Source organism: Psychromonas sp. KJ10-2, from assembly GCF_047323255.1.
Lineage (GTDB): Bacteria > Pseudomonadota > Gammaproteobacteria > Enterobacterales > Psychromonadaceae > Psychromonas.
This window is the reverse complement of the sequence record NZ_CP178827.1, coordinates 3,428,329-3,443,211: the sequence shown is the minus strand read 5'-3', so window position 1 is coordinate 3,443,211 and position 14,883 is coordinate 3,428,329. Positions and strand designations below refer to the sequence as shown.

18 protein-coding genes and 3 tRNA genes are annotated in these 14,883 nt (G+C 40.0%); all 21 read right to left on the bottom strand.

The window, feature by feature from the left end; genetic code table 11:
- Window positions 1-23 precede the first annotated feature (23 nt).
- The 21 genes from ACLKL2_RS16895 to secG all read right to left on the bottom strand — a co-directional run bounded on the left by ACLKL2_RS16895 (window position 24) and on the right by secG (window position 14,666).
- Window positions 24-602, bottom strand: a complete 579-nt coding sequence (locus ACLKL2_RS16895) for a hypothetical protein (RefSeq protein ID WP_413692551.1) — start codon at window positions 600-602, stop codon at window positions 24-26.
- Entirely contained in the window at window positions 602-1,027 is a 426-nt protein-coding gene (locus tag ACLKL2_RS16890; protein WP_413692550.1) for a DUF3500 domain-containing protein, read from the bottom strand. Before ACLKL2_RS16890 ends, ACLKL2_RS16895 begins: the two co-directional genes overlap by 1 nt.
- Complete coding sequence (locus ACLKL2_RS16885) at window positions 1,020-1,793, bottom strand: DUF3500 domain-containing protein (protein WP_413692549.1); 774 nt, start codon at window positions 1,791-1,793, stop codon at window positions 1,020-1,022. Before ACLKL2_RS16885 ends, ACLKL2_RS16890 begins: the two co-directional genes overlap by 8 nt.
- 46 nt (window positions 1,794-1,839) lie before the next feature.
- On the bottom strand, window positions 1,840-2,151 hold the full coding sequence (locus ACLKL2_RS16880) for a hypothetical protein (RefSeq protein ID WP_413692548.1): 312 nt from the start codon (window positions 2,149-2,151) through the stop codon (window positions 1,840-1,842).
- 17 nt (window positions 2,152-2,168) lie between these two features.
- Window positions 2,169-2,315 (bottom strand): DUF1499 domain-containing protein, encoded by a 147-nt coding sequence (locus ACLKL2_RS16875; protein WP_413692547.1) that lies wholly within the window; start codon window positions 2,313-2,315, stop codon window positions 2,169-2,171.
- A 34-nt stretch (window positions 2,316-2,349) separates the two neighbouring features.
- Window positions 2,350-2,625 carry a hypothetical protein gene (locus tag ACLKL2_RS16870; RefSeq protein ID WP_413692546.1) on the bottom strand — a complete coding sequence of 92 codons (276 nt, stop codon included), beginning with the start codon at window positions 2,623-2,625 and terminating at the stop codon, window positions 2,350-2,352.
- An 89-nt stretch (window positions 2,626-2,714) separates the two neighbouring features.
- Window positions 2,715-4,505: a DEAD/DEAH box helicase family protein gene (locus ACLKL2_RS16865; RefSeq protein WP_413692545.1), complete on the bottom strand. Its 1,791-nt coding sequence runs from the start codon at window positions 4,503-4,505 to the stop codon at window positions 2,715-2,717.
- Window positions 4,506-4,618: 113 nt separating this feature from the next.
- Window positions 4,619-4,906: a hypothetical protein gene (locus ACLKL2_RS16860; protein WP_413692544.1), complete on the bottom strand. Its 288-nt coding sequence runs from the start codon at window positions 4,904-4,906 to the stop codon at window positions 4,619-4,621.
- On the bottom strand, window positions 4,906-6,477 hold the full coding sequence (locus tag ACLKL2_RS16855) for a TIGR00341 family protein (protein ID WP_413692543.1): 1,572 nt from the start codon (window positions 6,475-6,477) through the stop codon (window positions 4,906-4,908). Before ACLKL2_RS16855 ends, ACLKL2_RS16860 begins: the two co-directional genes overlap by 1 nt.
- 133 nt (window positions 6,478-6,610) lie before the next feature.
- Window positions 6,611-6,922, bottom strand: coding sequence for a hypothetical protein (locus ACLKL2_RS16850; RefSeq protein ID WP_413692542.1), 312 nt, complete (start codon window positions 6,920-6,922; stop codon window positions 6,611-6,613).
- A gap of 71 nt (window positions 6,923-6,993) precedes the next feature.
- On the bottom strand, window positions 6,994-7,212 hold the full coding sequence (locus ACLKL2_RS16845; RefSeq protein WP_413692541.1) for a hypothetical protein: 219 nt from the start codon (window positions 7,210-7,212) through the stop codon (window positions 6,994-6,996).
- 24 nt (window positions 7,213-7,236) lie between these two features.
- Window positions 7,237-7,446, bottom strand: a complete 210-nt coding sequence (locus ACLKL2_RS16840; RefSeq protein ID WP_113818240.1) for a hypothetical protein — start codon at window positions 7,444-7,446, stop codon at window positions 7,237-7,239.
- 27 nt (window positions 7,447-7,473) lie between these two features.
- On the bottom strand, window positions 7,474-8,415 hold the full coding sequence (gene truB / locus ACLKL2_RS16835) for a tRNA pseudouridine(55) synthase TruB (protein WP_413692540.1): 942 nt from the start codon (window positions 8,413-8,415) through the stop codon (window positions 7,474-7,476).
- Window positions 8,415-8,825, bottom strand: a complete 411-nt coding sequence (gene rbfA, locus ACLKL2_RS16830) for a 30S ribosome-binding factor RbfA (protein ID WP_333383613.1) — start codon at window positions 8,823-8,825, stop codon at window positions 8,415-8,417. Before rbfA ends, truB begins: the two co-directional genes overlap by 1 nt.
- 91 nt (window positions 8,826-8,916) lie before the next feature.
- The gene (gene infB, locus ACLKL2_RS16825; RefSeq protein WP_113818237.1) at window positions 8,917-11,568 is read right to left on the bottom strand and encodes a translation initiation factor IF-2; all 2,652 of its coding nucleotides are present in this window, start codon (window positions 11,566-11,568) and stop codon (window positions 8,917-8,919) included.
- Between the two features lie 25 nt (window positions 11,569-11,593).
- On the bottom strand, window positions 11,594-13,096 hold the full coding sequence (gene nusA / locus ACLKL2_RS16820) for a transcription termination factor NusA (RefSeq protein WP_113818236.1): 1,503 nt from the start codon (window positions 13,094-13,096) through the stop codon (window positions 11,594-11,596).
- 14 nt (window positions 13,097-13,110) lie between these two features.
- On the bottom strand, window positions 13,111-13,569 hold the full coding sequence (gene rimP, locus ACLKL2_RS16815; protein WP_113818235.1) for a ribosome maturation factor RimP: 459 nt from the start codon (window positions 13,567-13,569) through the stop codon (window positions 13,111-13,113).
- A gap of 286 nt (window positions 13,570-13,855) precedes the next feature.
- A tRNA-Met gene (locus ACLKL2_RS16810) sits at window positions 13,856-13,932 on the bottom strand.
- Between the two features lie 69 nt (window positions 13,933-14,001).
- Window positions 14,002-14,090 (bottom strand) — tRNA-OTHER (locus ACLKL2_RS16805).
- Window positions 14,091-14,246: 156 nt separating this feature from the next.
- Window positions 14,247-14,331, bottom strand: a tRNA-Leu gene (locus ACLKL2_RS16800).
- Window positions 14,332-14,342: 11 nt separating this feature from the next.
- Window positions 14,343-14,666 carry a preprotein translocase subunit SecG gene (gene secG / locus ACLKL2_RS16795; RefSeq protein WP_413692539.1) on the bottom strand — a complete coding sequence of 108 codons (324 nt, stop codon included), beginning with the start codon at window positions 14,664-14,666 and terminating at the stop codon, window positions 14,343-14,345.
- Window positions 14,667-14,883 lie beyond the last annotated feature (217 nt).

The window sequence follows — 14,883 nt, the reverse complement described above, 5'->3', positions numbered from 1 at the left end:
AGTTAGCTCAATTCGTTAGCGATTTAAATGATGAAGAACTGGTTTCCCTGCAACTCCTTGAACCCAAAGTTAGATAATGTAGTTAAGCTATTATCCGCTTCTTGCCAGTAAACCGTTGCTCTGTGATTTCGGACTTCATGCATAATGACATCGTAACTTAAGCGCAATGGAAACGAACTATTTTGTTGCAATTTTGCCGTCAAATCGACAACCAAAGAGCGAAAATACCCAAGATGTTCATGGTAAACCACATCTATTTCAGCTTGTTGAGGGAGTAGCGTTAACTGTTTCGTTCCACTTAAGATAAACATATGCGCTTGCAAGTAGGTATTCAATTGCTTTAATGATTTCTCTGGTAGCTTTTGCTCATCCTCAAGTTCCATTAACCCTTCAAGTTCAGGTGCTGCGATAATAAGATCTTCCAAAGGGAAACTAATGGCTATGGTTAACGTATCATTCTGCGCTTCTGATAAGGTTAACACGCTCCCTGGAAGTGAATGAGCCTGTACTGCTGGTGCACTGAGTAAACACAACAATACGAGCAAACTCACTTGTATTGTTGTGTTTAACTTATCCTGTACAAGCATTAATGTGTTAAGCATCACTCCGTTTGGCCGCCGTAATCATCGGTTTTGTCACGCCATACTGAGTGCGGATGATTGCCTTTTTCGTTGGTTGATTTATTAGATTGTAGGGAGAACTCAATCCACAACGAAGGCCCATCAACACGTACATAATCATCTTCACTGTTTAAATCAGTTGTACCAGAATAGCCAATCACCGTATCGTCGAGTTCTTCACGGTATTTATCCATATATTTCTTAGCGTCGATGGCATTGATATCTTCAACATAGGTGGCAATCGCTTTCAGTAGCAATACTTTTTGCGTGTTAGTGAGTTGATTAACACTTAATCCTTCTTGCTCTTCTGGAATAGCATCATCGGCCTGCGGACCAGCTAAAATATCGCGATAAGTCCCTTCTAGTTCAGCCTGTTTTAATTGTTCTGGCGTTAAAGCATTAAGCAACGCAGCAAAAGTATCTCTCTTGGAGCATTGGGATATTAGTTCGTCCATTCATTTCAAAGGCATGAAAAGGTTCTATTCCTCTAAATGAAGGCGTCGCGCCAATCAATTCACCCTCTTGGTATGTATTCGAGAAAGCTAAATGATGTCCACCATAATAAAGCTCCCAAAGACCCGTTTGAGACGGTGTCCCTAAGAAAGCTATTTTAGCGTTGAATGATGAATAACCGGCTTTATAATCATCACTGACTGTACCAATATAATCATCTGCATTAAGGGTTTGTAGCAATTCATCAAAGCCTTCATTTTCTTTCAGTCCTGCGGCTTCCATTAGAATGGCTTTAACCACACCACGTTGCTCAACTTTTAGTTCGCCTAAAAAGACACCAGGACGAGAAGGAAATGCACCCGCTGGAAGATTGCTCCACTTTTTGGCTTCAGCAACAGAGTAGTCTAATTGCATTAATGCTAATACTTCATCAGAGACACTTGATTTTAATATTTCAATTAAACACAGTAAACGTGGCACTCCTGGCTCATCTCCACAGGTATCTACCGACTCTGGAATGGCAATGGTCCCCATCAGTGTGCTTGTATCTCCTAAGCGAGCTTGGATGGCTGCATTTTCAGCGGTATCAGCTGGCGAAGGAGGATGACCAGGACCAGGGCCCGGTTGATGCTCAGACTCAGCATGGACTAAAGGATGGCTTAGCACGGCCGTTAGTAAGGCTGCACCTATCATTGATAAAGTCGATATCTTTTTACTCATGTGTTTCTCCAATGAAAATGCTCAATAGATGATGTAGCCAATACTATTAAACAATATATTTTTCAGCTAGTTGCATGACTAATTCAGTAGTGATTGCCGATAGCTGATATTGGTCAATAAAGGTAAAGGCTTCGGTACCTGCTTCTCCTGTGCCTACTCCAACAACGTCAGGGTGTGCATCCAAGATAATAAACATCAACTTTACGTTGCGTTTAATATTATTAATGGTCACGGCATTTGACGCTTGTAAACTTTGCTCTAATAACCCAACTGTACTTGATAAGTTTGAGTATTTCTCTGTGAGCTGATCGTTTGTCTCTGCCACTAAGGTTAATAGTTGTTCAATATTTTTATCCAAGATAATTCCTTTTGTTCTTATTGGTCAGCTAATAACGCCTTAAGTTGCTCAATACGTTTTTTATTTGCACCAAAGTCTTTACGCCCTACACGCGAAGAAGACCTGAAGTGCAATTGTTGATCATCAGTTACTCTGAACTCTACATCATCCACAAAACCAAACACTCCCGATGTAAAAGTACTAGCGATATACGATGAATCAGATGTTACGACTTCTGCCGCCCATGGAGTTAATGGCCGTTGTGAGCCTATCTATAAAGACTGGTTTGGGCTCGCTAAAAGATAAGGGCTCAATAGTCGCAGCTTGGTTATCAATCACTTCACTGACCACACAGTTATCAGTACTCATGCAAGCTTGTAAACGCCCCTCTTTTAGCCCTAACGCTTGCCCTTTTTTCGAGATCATGCCCATGACAAAAAATGCAATAACGATAATAACAGCTATCGCGATCAGGATATAAAGTAACTTATTCATAATATTAACCTTATTTAATATGTTTCAATTTCAATATGCTTTAAGTTCAATATGTACACGAGTGCCTTAAAGATCAAACCTATGCTTTTTTAGGATTCTATTTGTTCTAATATTTCAACGGCTTTAGGAAACTGTTCTATATTGAACAATTTATCCCTTACCTGCCAAAATCGTCCAACTTTATGAGCAATAACAATCTCGGGGGCTTGCAATCTATGTTCATTTTGAATCACTTTGGTTACCGAAGAATCGGTAAAAGGACGAAAACGATCAATTAAGTGTGGCTGAATAAAGCGCTGCAAAAACATCGCTTTTTGCTTTGCGGTGGTTAATTGCCAAAACTCACTTATTTGCCCCTGCCCACCATGGTAGGTTACCTTTAATTGGTTTTTACCATGTTTATTTTTAGTGCCTTCTAACTGCATTTCATCACAACGAATAATCATGGCATCTTTTAATTTTAATGCTTCACGTAGTTTTTTGTCTGGATCAACTAGTACCGCCTCACAGTGTCCGCACACTCGTGCTGCAATATCATTATCTAAACCACATTGGTCACAAAATTTAGCTCGAAATCGATAGTCACAATGCACGCGCTCCTCAAACTTATTACCTTGCTCATCTTCGGTTATTTTTAAAGAGTAGCCTTGGCATTTTCGCCCATAATGCTCAATAACAAAACCTGCTGGATCCACTTTTCCCCAAAAGTTATTATTAAACTGACAAGCTGGGCAAGGAATAGTCACAATCTCACTACCACTCTCTGGCTTTTCTTGCCCTACTTCTGGCTGGTATAGGTCATAACAGTTTCCGGCAAACTCCATCACCAAACAATCTGTTTTACCTTCCGATAAGCGCAATCCTCGCCCGACAATTTGTTGATATAAACTAATTGATTCAGTAGGTCGTAAAATCGCAATGAGGTCGACATGTGGCGCATCAAACCCTGTTGTTAACACAGAGACATTGACTAAGTACTTAATCTTTTTAAGTTTAAAGTCTTGGATTATTTGATCACGATCTTTACTGGCGGTATCGCCAATAATCAAAGCGGCACTTTGCTCTGATAAATAGCCCATGATCTCTTCAGCATGTTTCACTGTTGATGCAAAAATCATGACCCCTTGGCGATCTGCTGCATGTTCGATCACTGATTTAATAATTTCAGGTGTGGCTCGACCCGACTTCTCAATCACTTTGTTTAAATCAGCTTCTTTATAAGAGCCCGTATTAGCTGGGGAGATTTGTGAGAAGTCATAGCTTAATACCGCCATGTCCATCACTTTCGGTTCAGTTAAAAACTTTTCATCTAATAAAAAGCGAATAGGTAAATCAAAGATACAATCACGAAAGAAACGCGGGGCTTCGCTACGGACTTGGCCACGTGTATGGTATTGATAAATCCAGCCTAAACCTAATCGATAGGGAGTAGCAGTTAACCCTAACACCTTTAAGTTTGGGTTGATGGCTTGTAAGTGTTTAATCACTTTTTGATAGCTTGAGTCACCCTGCATAGGCACTCGATGGCATTCATCAATGACTAATAATGAGAACGCATCATCAAATAAATCTAGGTTATTTACAATCGACTGGACCGATGCAAAGACCACTTGCTGCGAGGTTTCTTTACGCCCAAGACCTGCTGAAAAGATAGAAGCTTCGACCCCATAACTTTCATATTTAGCATGGTTTTGTTCTACTAACTCTTTAACGTGAGCAAGTACTAACACACGTCCTTTGGCTATTCTTGCAAGCTCTGCAATAATCAGGCTCTTACCTGCACCGGTAGATAAAGCCAACACAGCTGGCGAACTAAAGCGCCGAAAGTAATGCAAGGTCGCATTGACAGCATCTTGTTGATAAGGGCGAAGCGTAAACATAAAAAACCGTTATAAATCCATTCATAAAACGTAAATAAAAGAACAGTTTAACATGTTTCATTGTCCTTTTAATTAACTACCATTAGCCCAACAAAGTGAGTAATCACTCACTTCTATTCTCTACGAATAACCACTTGTGCTTCCATCACTACTTTTTGTTGTAACTGCGATTCGATGCTGCTTTTAATTTTATCCAGTTTTTCACTGTTTAAAGTCTCTGGCGTAACAATTTTTAATGATATTTCAGTAGGCTCAAGTGCGCGAGCATACACTTCACGAAGTACGACTTGCCCTATTTCTTTACCTTCCAGCTGTTGCATTATTTTAGCCTCTTGCGATAAACGTAAGAAACTAAACACCAAAGGAATAGACACTAACGCCACGCCAATAAAGGCGATCATCAAGCCTTTTTTAGCGCGAGTAAAGGGGCAAAACCCAGTGCTAAGAAAGTTAACGCTGCTGCAAATACAATTCCAGCCAAGTTGGTAAGAAACAATAACAAAGCGCCCCAAGCTACGTGTGAATCCATCCAACCAATACCAATCCCTGTTACCGATAGAGGAGGCACTAAGGCTACGGCAATTGCTACTCCCGCTAAACTCTTAGCTGCATCTACTCGGGCATGTGCATACGCACCTGCAATACCGGAAATAACCGCGACGCCTAAATCTAATAGACTTGGGCTTAATCGCGCTGCTATTTCTGGTGTCGTGATCTCCATAGGAATAATAAAACTAGCTGCTGAAGAAAACCCTAACGACACCAATATACCAATGCCTAAGGTTCTTGCACTGGCCGTTAATAGCGAAGGATCTTGTCGCGCCATGGCCATGGATAATGAGATAATCGGCCCCATTAACGGCGCTAAAATCATCGCGCCAATAATGACGGGAGCGGAGCTGGCAAATAGCCCAACACTCGCTAATAAGGTTGATAACGCCATCAAGGTTAAGAAAGCAGAAGACGCCGTCGCGTTGTCTCTTAATAGTTGATATAAATCTTTAAATTCATCGGTTGCCGCATGAGCAATAAACGCCAATGGTTTAGAAGCGATTTCAGAGACTGCCCCACCTGATGGTAAACGCGTGGTTTTAACCTGCTCTTTTTTGGCACTTGAAGCATCGATTATCGGTAATGACTCACCTACTAGTAATGCTAATTGCTCTGGCTGAGTTTCAATGGCTAGCGTGTCAGCGTCATGCGTTTGGCCATCCATTGAATATTCAAACTTATCGCCATTGGTAATAGTCAACGCGGTGGTTTTGATTAACCCTAAAAAATTCGGTAAAGAATAATATTTAATGACTGAGGTCATGATAAAGAAACGCAATAATTCCATCACACTCCGAGGAGCAATAATCATGGCATGACACATACCATCGTTAATATGGCTATTAGGTAAAATATGTTTTGATAACCAAGAGTCATGCACATGCCCAGCAATCACCACGCCTAAGGCAGCAGTGGTTACTGTCGTTTCATTGGCAGTGATAAAGGTCATCTTTTTAGGACAAGCTTGACGGATTTTAGTGATGTTATGCCAGCCTAGTTTGACTCTATCTATAAAACCTAAGCTTTTAGCGGTAGGAATCAGATTAAAGCTTTCCCCTAACACCAGTGAAGATAACAGAATTTGATCATTACAGCGAACGATATCAACTTGTTTTGCTTCGCTTTTTTCAGCATCTTGAATCGCTTTTTTAAGGCTACTTTGAGCACAAAATCCACGTTTAGCATATAAAGCACCAGGGTGAGGTAAAATAGCCAGATGCCAGCCTCCTGCAATGGCTGCTTCCATCACTGCTGGCACTTGCTGATCGTTAAGATAAGCATAAACACGTGAACCTTCAGCAAAAGTTAAGGCTTGATCTTCCCATGCTCGAGGCAAAATACTTTCTTCAAAATAGGGCAACACATCATCAGCAAGCAGATCTTTTTGTTCGATATCAAAAAGCAGGAAACTATCAGCCATTTTATATTCTCATTGAAACTGTTGATAAAAATACAGTATGCGTTTAGGTATTAAGAAGTGCAATAAGTAACGGTTAACAAAAAAGGGAATGTGTTTTAGCACATTCCCTTTAATAGTCGCAGAGTGGTAAGGACTAACCTTGTAGCTGTTTCTCTACATCGGCCACAATGCTTTGTGGGTTACTCAAATATTGAGCATGATTTAACAGTACGGCATTATCATTGTGTACCAACAATAAAGCAGGGAAAGAAGCGGTCCCCATAAAGCCTTGTAATTCGCTAATGTCTGATTGAACAAACATGGCATCTTTACTTAACTCTTCTTTAAACACCTTATTAGGTATCGACAGTTTTAGCGTTTCGGCTAATTCGGTAAAATCAATTTTTTTACCTAAAGAGTTACCTTCAACAAAATGTGCATGTTGTAAGGCTTGTAATACAGGCAATAATTTCTCTGGTTGCTTAGCAGCAATCCAGGTTAATAAATTGGCACTGATAATACTGTTTTTAGGGCTATCTACAAAACGAACATAGTCCTGAGAAAAATAACATCACTCTCTTGCTCTACAGATTTAAGCGTATTAAATCCAACACTATTACCACTGTCATAATGCGCACAGTGCCATACATTTATTTCCATATCAGGAAATGCATTTTCCAGTGCAACTACTAATGGGGTTGCTGCATAACTCCATGGACAATGAGAGTCGTAAATAAAATATAGTTCTGAGCTCATTAAATATTACCTCTACCTGAACTTTTACTGTTCGAGTTCTAAATTAATCTGGGTACAACCTTTACTACATTGTACGCCACTTTCACCTTCGCTAAGCACACTTAAGGTTAATGGTTTATCACAGGTTTCACAAAGTACCGTCTGGCCTTTTGCAATACGCTTAATAACGTTACGTTGCTGGTTAAAAGAGTCAGCGGCCGTTTTATTAATTTGAGAAAAGTCTATTTTAGTCATATTGATACCCATTCACTAGAAATACAATTAAGAGAGATCTAAGTTAGCTAAGCGTTTTGGCGCAATTAAACCATCATCATTCATTTGTCCAACACCAATAAAGGTTTTTTGATCACCTACTGTGATTCTAACAATCGTATTGTCTGGTGCACCAAACACTTGTACAGGTTGGCCATGTAATACGTAGGCGCCCATTTCATCAGAAATATTTACTTCCGGGTAATTTTTGACAGCCGTATCCATCTCTAATAATAGCGGGTCTAACAGATCGTATGCGCTGATATCTTCCGTTTTCGCTTTTACAATTAATGCTTCAAGCTCTTCAATAGTGACCATACGTTGGTATGGGTAATCAGCAACTTGTGTACGACGTAACATAGAAACGTGTGCACCACAGCCTAATAACTCCCCTAAATCATCGACAATAGTACGAATATAAGTGCCTTTACTTACATGGATATCGAGGTCAACTTCATTGCCTTCAAAGCGCAATTGATTGATCTCATAAACCGTAATTGGACGAGCCGGACGATCAATGGTGATCCCTTCACGTGCATACTTATATAGAGGCTTACCTTCAAATTTCAAGGCTGAGTACATAGAAGGCACTTGTTTAATCTCGCCACGGAATGTATCCAAGGCTTGATCAAGTTGCTCTTGTGTCACTGCAACAGGCTTTTCACAGACAACATCCCCCTGTGAATCACTGGTATCGGTTCTTACACCTAATGTTGCCGTCACCGTGTAACGTTTATCAGAATCTAATAAAAACTGTGAAAACTTAGTCGCTTCCCCTAAACAAACAGGCAACATACCAGTCGCAAGTGGATCTAATGCGCCAGTATGTCCTGCTTTTTGTGCAAAGAAGATACGTTTAACACGTTGTAATGCATGATTGGAACTGATGTCCGTAGGTTTATCTAATAAAACGATGCCATTAATCGGGCGACCCTTTCCACGTTTTGCCATTACTGTGCTTCCTCTTCTTGCTCGTCTTCACGACCCGCTTCTTTTAATTTCACTTTATCGTTTTTCACTGCGCCACTTACTAGCTCAGAGATACGTAGACCTTCAGTTAATGTTTCATCAAAGGTAAAACGGATTTCCGGCACAATACGTAAACGCATTGCTTTACCTAGTAAACGACGAATGTAACCAGAAGCAGCATTTAAGCCTTTTAATGATTCTTCGTTTGTTTGGTCACCAATTGTTAAAAAGGTAACAAATACCGTTGCGTAAGCTAGGTCACGAGTGATATCTACACCAGAGATAGTCACCATGCCAATACGTGGATCTTTTACTTCTTGTTGTAGAATTCGTGCAAGTTCTTTTTGTACTTGCTGAGAAACTCGAGAAGTACGGCTATATTCTTTTGCCATTTGTAACTCCTAATCAGCACCCTTTTAAGTGCTGTTTAAATAAGAATGGAGGCAAAAGCCCCCATTCGTCATCAATATTCAGATATTAAAACTAAAGAGTACGTTTAACTTCAATAGTTTCAAATACTTCGATTTGGTCGCCTACGCGTACATCGTTGTAGTTCTTAACACCGATACCACACTCAACACCGTTACGAACTTCGTTTGCGTCATCTTTAAAGCGACGTAGTGACTCAAGTACACCTTCGTAGATAACCACGTTTTCACGTAGTACACGAATTGGGTTGTTACGTTTGATAGTACCTTCCGTCACCATACAACCAGCGATTGCACCAATCTTAGGTGATTTAAATACTTCACGTACATCAGCAATACCTGTGATTTCTTGTTTGAACTCAGGTGCTAATAAACCACTCATTGCAGAGCGTACTTCATCAATTAGATCATAGATGATGCTGTAGTAACGTAATTCAACTGCTTCGTTATCAATTAATTTACGTGCAGATGCATCAGCACGTACGTTAAAGCCGATTACGATTGCGCCAGACGCTGAAGCAAGAGATGCGTCAGTTTCGGTAATACCACCAACACCACGACCGATGATATTTACTTTAACTTCATCTGTAGATAGTTTGTTTAGTGACTCACAAATCGCTTCAAGTGAACCTTGAACGTCAGACTTAAGTACAACATTAAGTTCAGATACTTCACCCGCTTCCATGTTAGAGAACATGTTTTCAAGTTTCGCTTTCTGTTGACGAGCTAGTTTGATATCACGGAATTTACCTTGACGGTATAATGCAACTTCACGTGCTTTCTTCTCATCTTTAACAACTGTCGCTTCATCACCCGCTTGTGGAACACCTGATAAACCAAGTACTTCAACAGGGATAGATGGACCAGCAGACTCAATTGGCTTACCGTTTTCATCACGCATTGCACGAACACGTCCGTATTCAAGGCCACATAATACGATATCGCCTTGTTTAAGTTCACCTTGTTGTACCAAGATAGAAGCAACTGGACCACGACCTTTATCAAGACGAGATTCAATAACCACACCTGATGCAGGACCTGTAGAAACCGCTTCTAAATCTAACATTTCAGCTTGTAGTAAGATGCTGTCTAGTAAGTCATCAACACCAGTACCTACTTTTGCAGAAACGTATGAGAAGATGTTTTCACCGCCCCATTCTTCTGAAATAACGTCGTGTTGTGAAAGTTCCGTTTTAACACGGTCAAAATCAACACCTTCTTTATCGATTTTGTTCACTGCAACCATTAATGGTACACCAGCAGCTTTAGCATGTTGAATCGCTTCAACAGTTTGTGGCATAACACCATCATCTGCTGCAACTACTAGGATTACGATGTCCGTTGCTTTAGCACCACGTGAACGCATTGACGTAAACGCCGCGTGTCCAGGAGTATCTAAGAACGAGATCATGCCTTTATCTGTGTCTACATGGTAAGCACCGATATGCTGTGTAATACCGCCGGCTTCACCGTCAGCAACTTTTGCACGACGAATGTAATCAAGTAATGATGTTTTACCGTGGTCAACGTGACCCATGATAGTAACAACAGGAGCACGAGATGTTTTAGCACCACCTTGTTGCGCTTCAGCCATTACAGACTCTTCTAACTCATTTTCTTTGGTTAGGATTACTTTATGGCCCATTTCTTCTGCAACAATAGAAGCAGTTTCTTGGTCGATTACTTGGTTGATAGTTGCCATTGCACCCATCTTCATCATAACCTTAATCACTTCCGTTGCTTTTACAGCCATTTTACTTGCTAGCTCTGCAACTGAAATTGTTTCACCAATTTTAACGTCACGCTCAACTTTAGCAGCTGGTTTTTCAAATGCTTGTTGAAGTGCAGAAGGAGTTGCTGTTGCCCCTTTCTTACCACGACGGTTGTTACGACCGTTGCGACGAGAGTAAGGTGTTTCAAGTGGCTTATCTGCAACTGCTTTCTTTTTCTTTTTACGGTGAGTTGGACCTTCCGCTTTTGCATCAACAGAATCTTCTGCTGCACGAGCTTCTGAAGAAGTTGTTACGTGGTAATCAGCACCTTCAGCTGCTTTACGGTCAGCTTCTTCTTTTGCCCAACGCGCTGCATTTTCTTCAGCTAGTTTTTTAGCGTTTTCAGCTTGTAATGCCGCTTCTTTTTCAACTTTAGCTAGCGCTTCAGCTTCAGCTTTTTTCTGTAGGTCAGCCGCTTCTTTTTCTAATTGAAGTTGCTCATCTGTTTTAGTTGATTTAGAAGTCGCTTGTTTTTGCTTGTTTGCTGCAGCTGCTGCTTTCGCTTTTTCTTCCGCTTCTTTCTTAGCTGCTAATTTCTCAGCTAGTACTTTTTCAGCTTGCTCTTTCTTCGCATCTAATTCTGCTTGGATTTTTGCTTCAGCTTCTGCTTTGATTGCTTGCTCTGCCGCTTTTTCAGCTTGAATCTCTTCATCAGTACGCTTAACGAAAGTACGTTTTTTACGTACTTCAACGTTTACTGCGTTTGATTGACCTTTTACGTTTAACGTTGTTTTTGTTTTACGTTGTAAAGTCATTTTTTGTTTTTGCTCACCACCATGTTGTTTTTGTAGGTGACTTGTTAATTTTTCTTTTTCTTCAACGCTTACTGTGTCGCTAGCTTTCTTAGTAATACCGGCAGCCGCAAACTGCTGAACTAACGCATCTTCAGATTTATTTAAGTCTTTTGCGAGGTCTTTTAATAGAATTTCTGACATTATTTATTTCTCCATACTGACGCTATTATGCATCTTCACTAAACCAACAGATGTTACGAGCAGCCATAATTAGCTCTGCTGCTTTATCTGCATCTAGTTTTTCATCAATCTCTAGTAGATCATCAACAGCTTGTTCTGCTAAGTCTTCTAACGTAACTACACCTTTACTTGCCATAACAAATGCAAGGTGAGCTTCTAAGCCTTCAAGTGCTAATAGATCATCAGCTGGTTTTGCACCTTCAAGGCTTTCTTCTTCAGCAAGCGCTTTTGTTGCTAATACATCTTTCGCACGAGTACGTATTTCTTCAACCATCTCTTCATCAAGACCGTCGATAGCGAGTAGCTCCTCAGCAGGAACGTAAGCAATCTCTTCTAGAGAGCTAAAGCCTTCCTCAACCAATACACCAGCAAAGTCATCATCAATTTCTAATGCAGACGTAAACAATGAAATAACATTATCAGTTTCAGCTTGGTGCTTAGATTGCAGTTCAGCTACTGTCATTACATTTAATACCCAACCAGTTAGTTGTGATGCTAAACGAATGTTTTGACCGTTACGGCCAATAGCTTGTGCTAGGTTATCTTCTTCTACTGCGATATCCATGCTATGTGTATCTTCATCAACAACGATTGAAGCTACTTCAGCTGGTGCCATTGCATTAATTGCAAATTGTGCTGGATTCTCATCCCATTGGATAATATCAACACGCTCACCGCCAAGCTCATTTGATACAGCTTGAACACGTGCACCACGCATACCAACACATGCACCGATTGGGTCAATACGTTGGTCGTTTGTTTTAACCGCTATTTTAGCACGAGAACCTGGATCACGAGCAGCGCCCATCAGGTCAATCATCTCTTCAGCGATTTCTGGTACTTCTAAACGGAATAATTCAACTAACACTTCAGGTTGAGTACGCGTCATGAATAATTGCGCACCACGTGCTTCAGGGCTTACCTTGAATAATAAACCACGTAGACGATCACCTGGACGGAAGTTTTCACGTGGTAACATTTCATCACGGAAGATAACCGCTTCAGCATTGTTACCAAGGTCTAATAAAATACTATCGCGAGTCATACGTTTAACCACACCAGTGATTAACTCGCCTTCTTTCTCTGCATATTGTGCAACAACTTGTGCACGCTCAGCTTCACGTACTTTTTGTACGATAACTTGCTTTGCCGTTTGTGTTGTAATACGGTCAAATGTCACTGAATCAATCTGATCTTCAATGAACTCACCTACTTGAATCTCAGGGTTATCGTATTGTGCAGCTTCAAAAGTCATCTCTTTTGCTGGGTTTTCCATTTCAGCATCAGTCGCAAGCACTAACCAGCGACGGTATGTATCAAAATGTCCCGTTTCACGATCAATATCAACACGTACTTCAATTTCTAATTCGTATTTCTTTTTAGTTGCGATAGACAATGCACTTTCTAATGCTTCAAAAATTGCTTCTCTCGGTAAGCCTTTTTCATTTGAAACCGCTTCAACAACCAATAAAATTTCTTTATTATTCATTTTTAACGCCTTAATTAATCAAATTTTGGAACTATATTCGCTTTCTGGATATTACTCAGCGCGAAGCGCTCTTCTTTACCCTCAACTGAGATGGAAACAATTTCTCCATCTACACTACTAATAACACCTTTCCATCTGCGGCGATTTTGAATCGGCATACGCAATTGGATTTTCACTTCTTCACCTATAAATGCAGCATATTGTGCAGCATTAAATAAGGGTCTTTCCATACCTGGAGACGATACTTCTAATGTGTATTCATTGGTGATTGGATCTTCAACATCCATAATCGCACTTACTTGACGACTTACCGCAGCACAGTCATCAACTAAAATACCTTCTTCTTGGTCAATATAAATACGTAATGTTGAGTGCTTACCCGCACGAACATATTCAATACCAACCAATTCGTAGCCAAGATCTTCCACACTTGGCGCTAACATTTCCGTTAGACGCTCTTCTAAACTTGCCAAATCTATCCCCTTTCAGAAACAAAAAAGGGCATATAGCCCTATTTAATTAACAACTTATGTTTATTTTTCATAAACATAAGTTGTTAGAAAGCGTACCAATTTAAAAAATCAAATACGCAAATAACAAAAAAGCCCCAATAAATTGGAGCTTCATTCTTTTTGTTTGATTAAATCAAACAAGATATTGCTATTGAGCACTGCAATATCGAATGTAGTAATAAAGTAAAAAAGTAAAAAATTACTTTATTCACCTTAACAAGCTAATCATAAACTACCTTGTAGAAAGTGGTTGCGAGAGCTGGATTTGAACCAACGACCTTCGGGTTATGAGCCCGACGAGCTACCAAGCTGCTCCATCTCGCGTCCGAACTGTTGTTTAAACACTATTTAAAACATTCAAACTAAAACTTTAATGAAGTGATAAATCACTTGTTGCGAGAGCTGGATTTAAACCAACGACCTTCGCCTTTTACCGCTAAGAAAGAGCCCGGCTAACTTATACCAAACTGCTCCATCTCGCGTCCGAACTATTGTTTAAACATTATTTAATAACATTCAAACTAAAATCTTTTATCTGAGGCTTAAACAAAGAATCTTACTGTTTGTTTATTTGATTGCCTCGAAAACGCGCATATTATAGCGAATGACACATACTAGCGCAATCAAAAAACATAATTTGGTGCGGATAGAGAGACTTGAACTCTCACGGCCTAAGCCACAGCCCCCTCAAGGCTGCGTGTCTACCAATTCCACCATATCCGCTTTAAAAACTATTACTCAGGAATTTGAGTAGAGCTATCAACTTCAACAGGCACTTCAGAAACCTGTTCAACTTCTAAGTTAGAGAACTCTTCGTTTGTTGATACGTGATGTGAAGACAGGTTACCTAATACTAAGCTAAGTACAAAGAACACTAACGCTAAGATACCAGTAGTACGAGTCATAAAGTTACCTGAACCACTTGCACCAAATACTGTGTTAGAACCACCAGAGCCAAAAGATGCGCCCATGCCTGCTCCTTTACCTTGTTGGATTAATACAAAACCAACTAAAATAATTGAAACAATTAAATAAACAACTAACAGTATTTCATACATATTCACATTACCTAATTTATCTTATTAAAACTTCCTGTGCTCCCACAAAGAAGCGGACGAATACTACCCAATGCTGGTGCAGATCACAAGTGAATATTGATACAAATTAATTACTTGTTATTGCAACCGACTAAACCGTTTAAAAAAACATCAAATAGTTTCACATATAATAGTAAGCCTACATTAAATCATTTAATTAGGCTTACTTAACAACCTT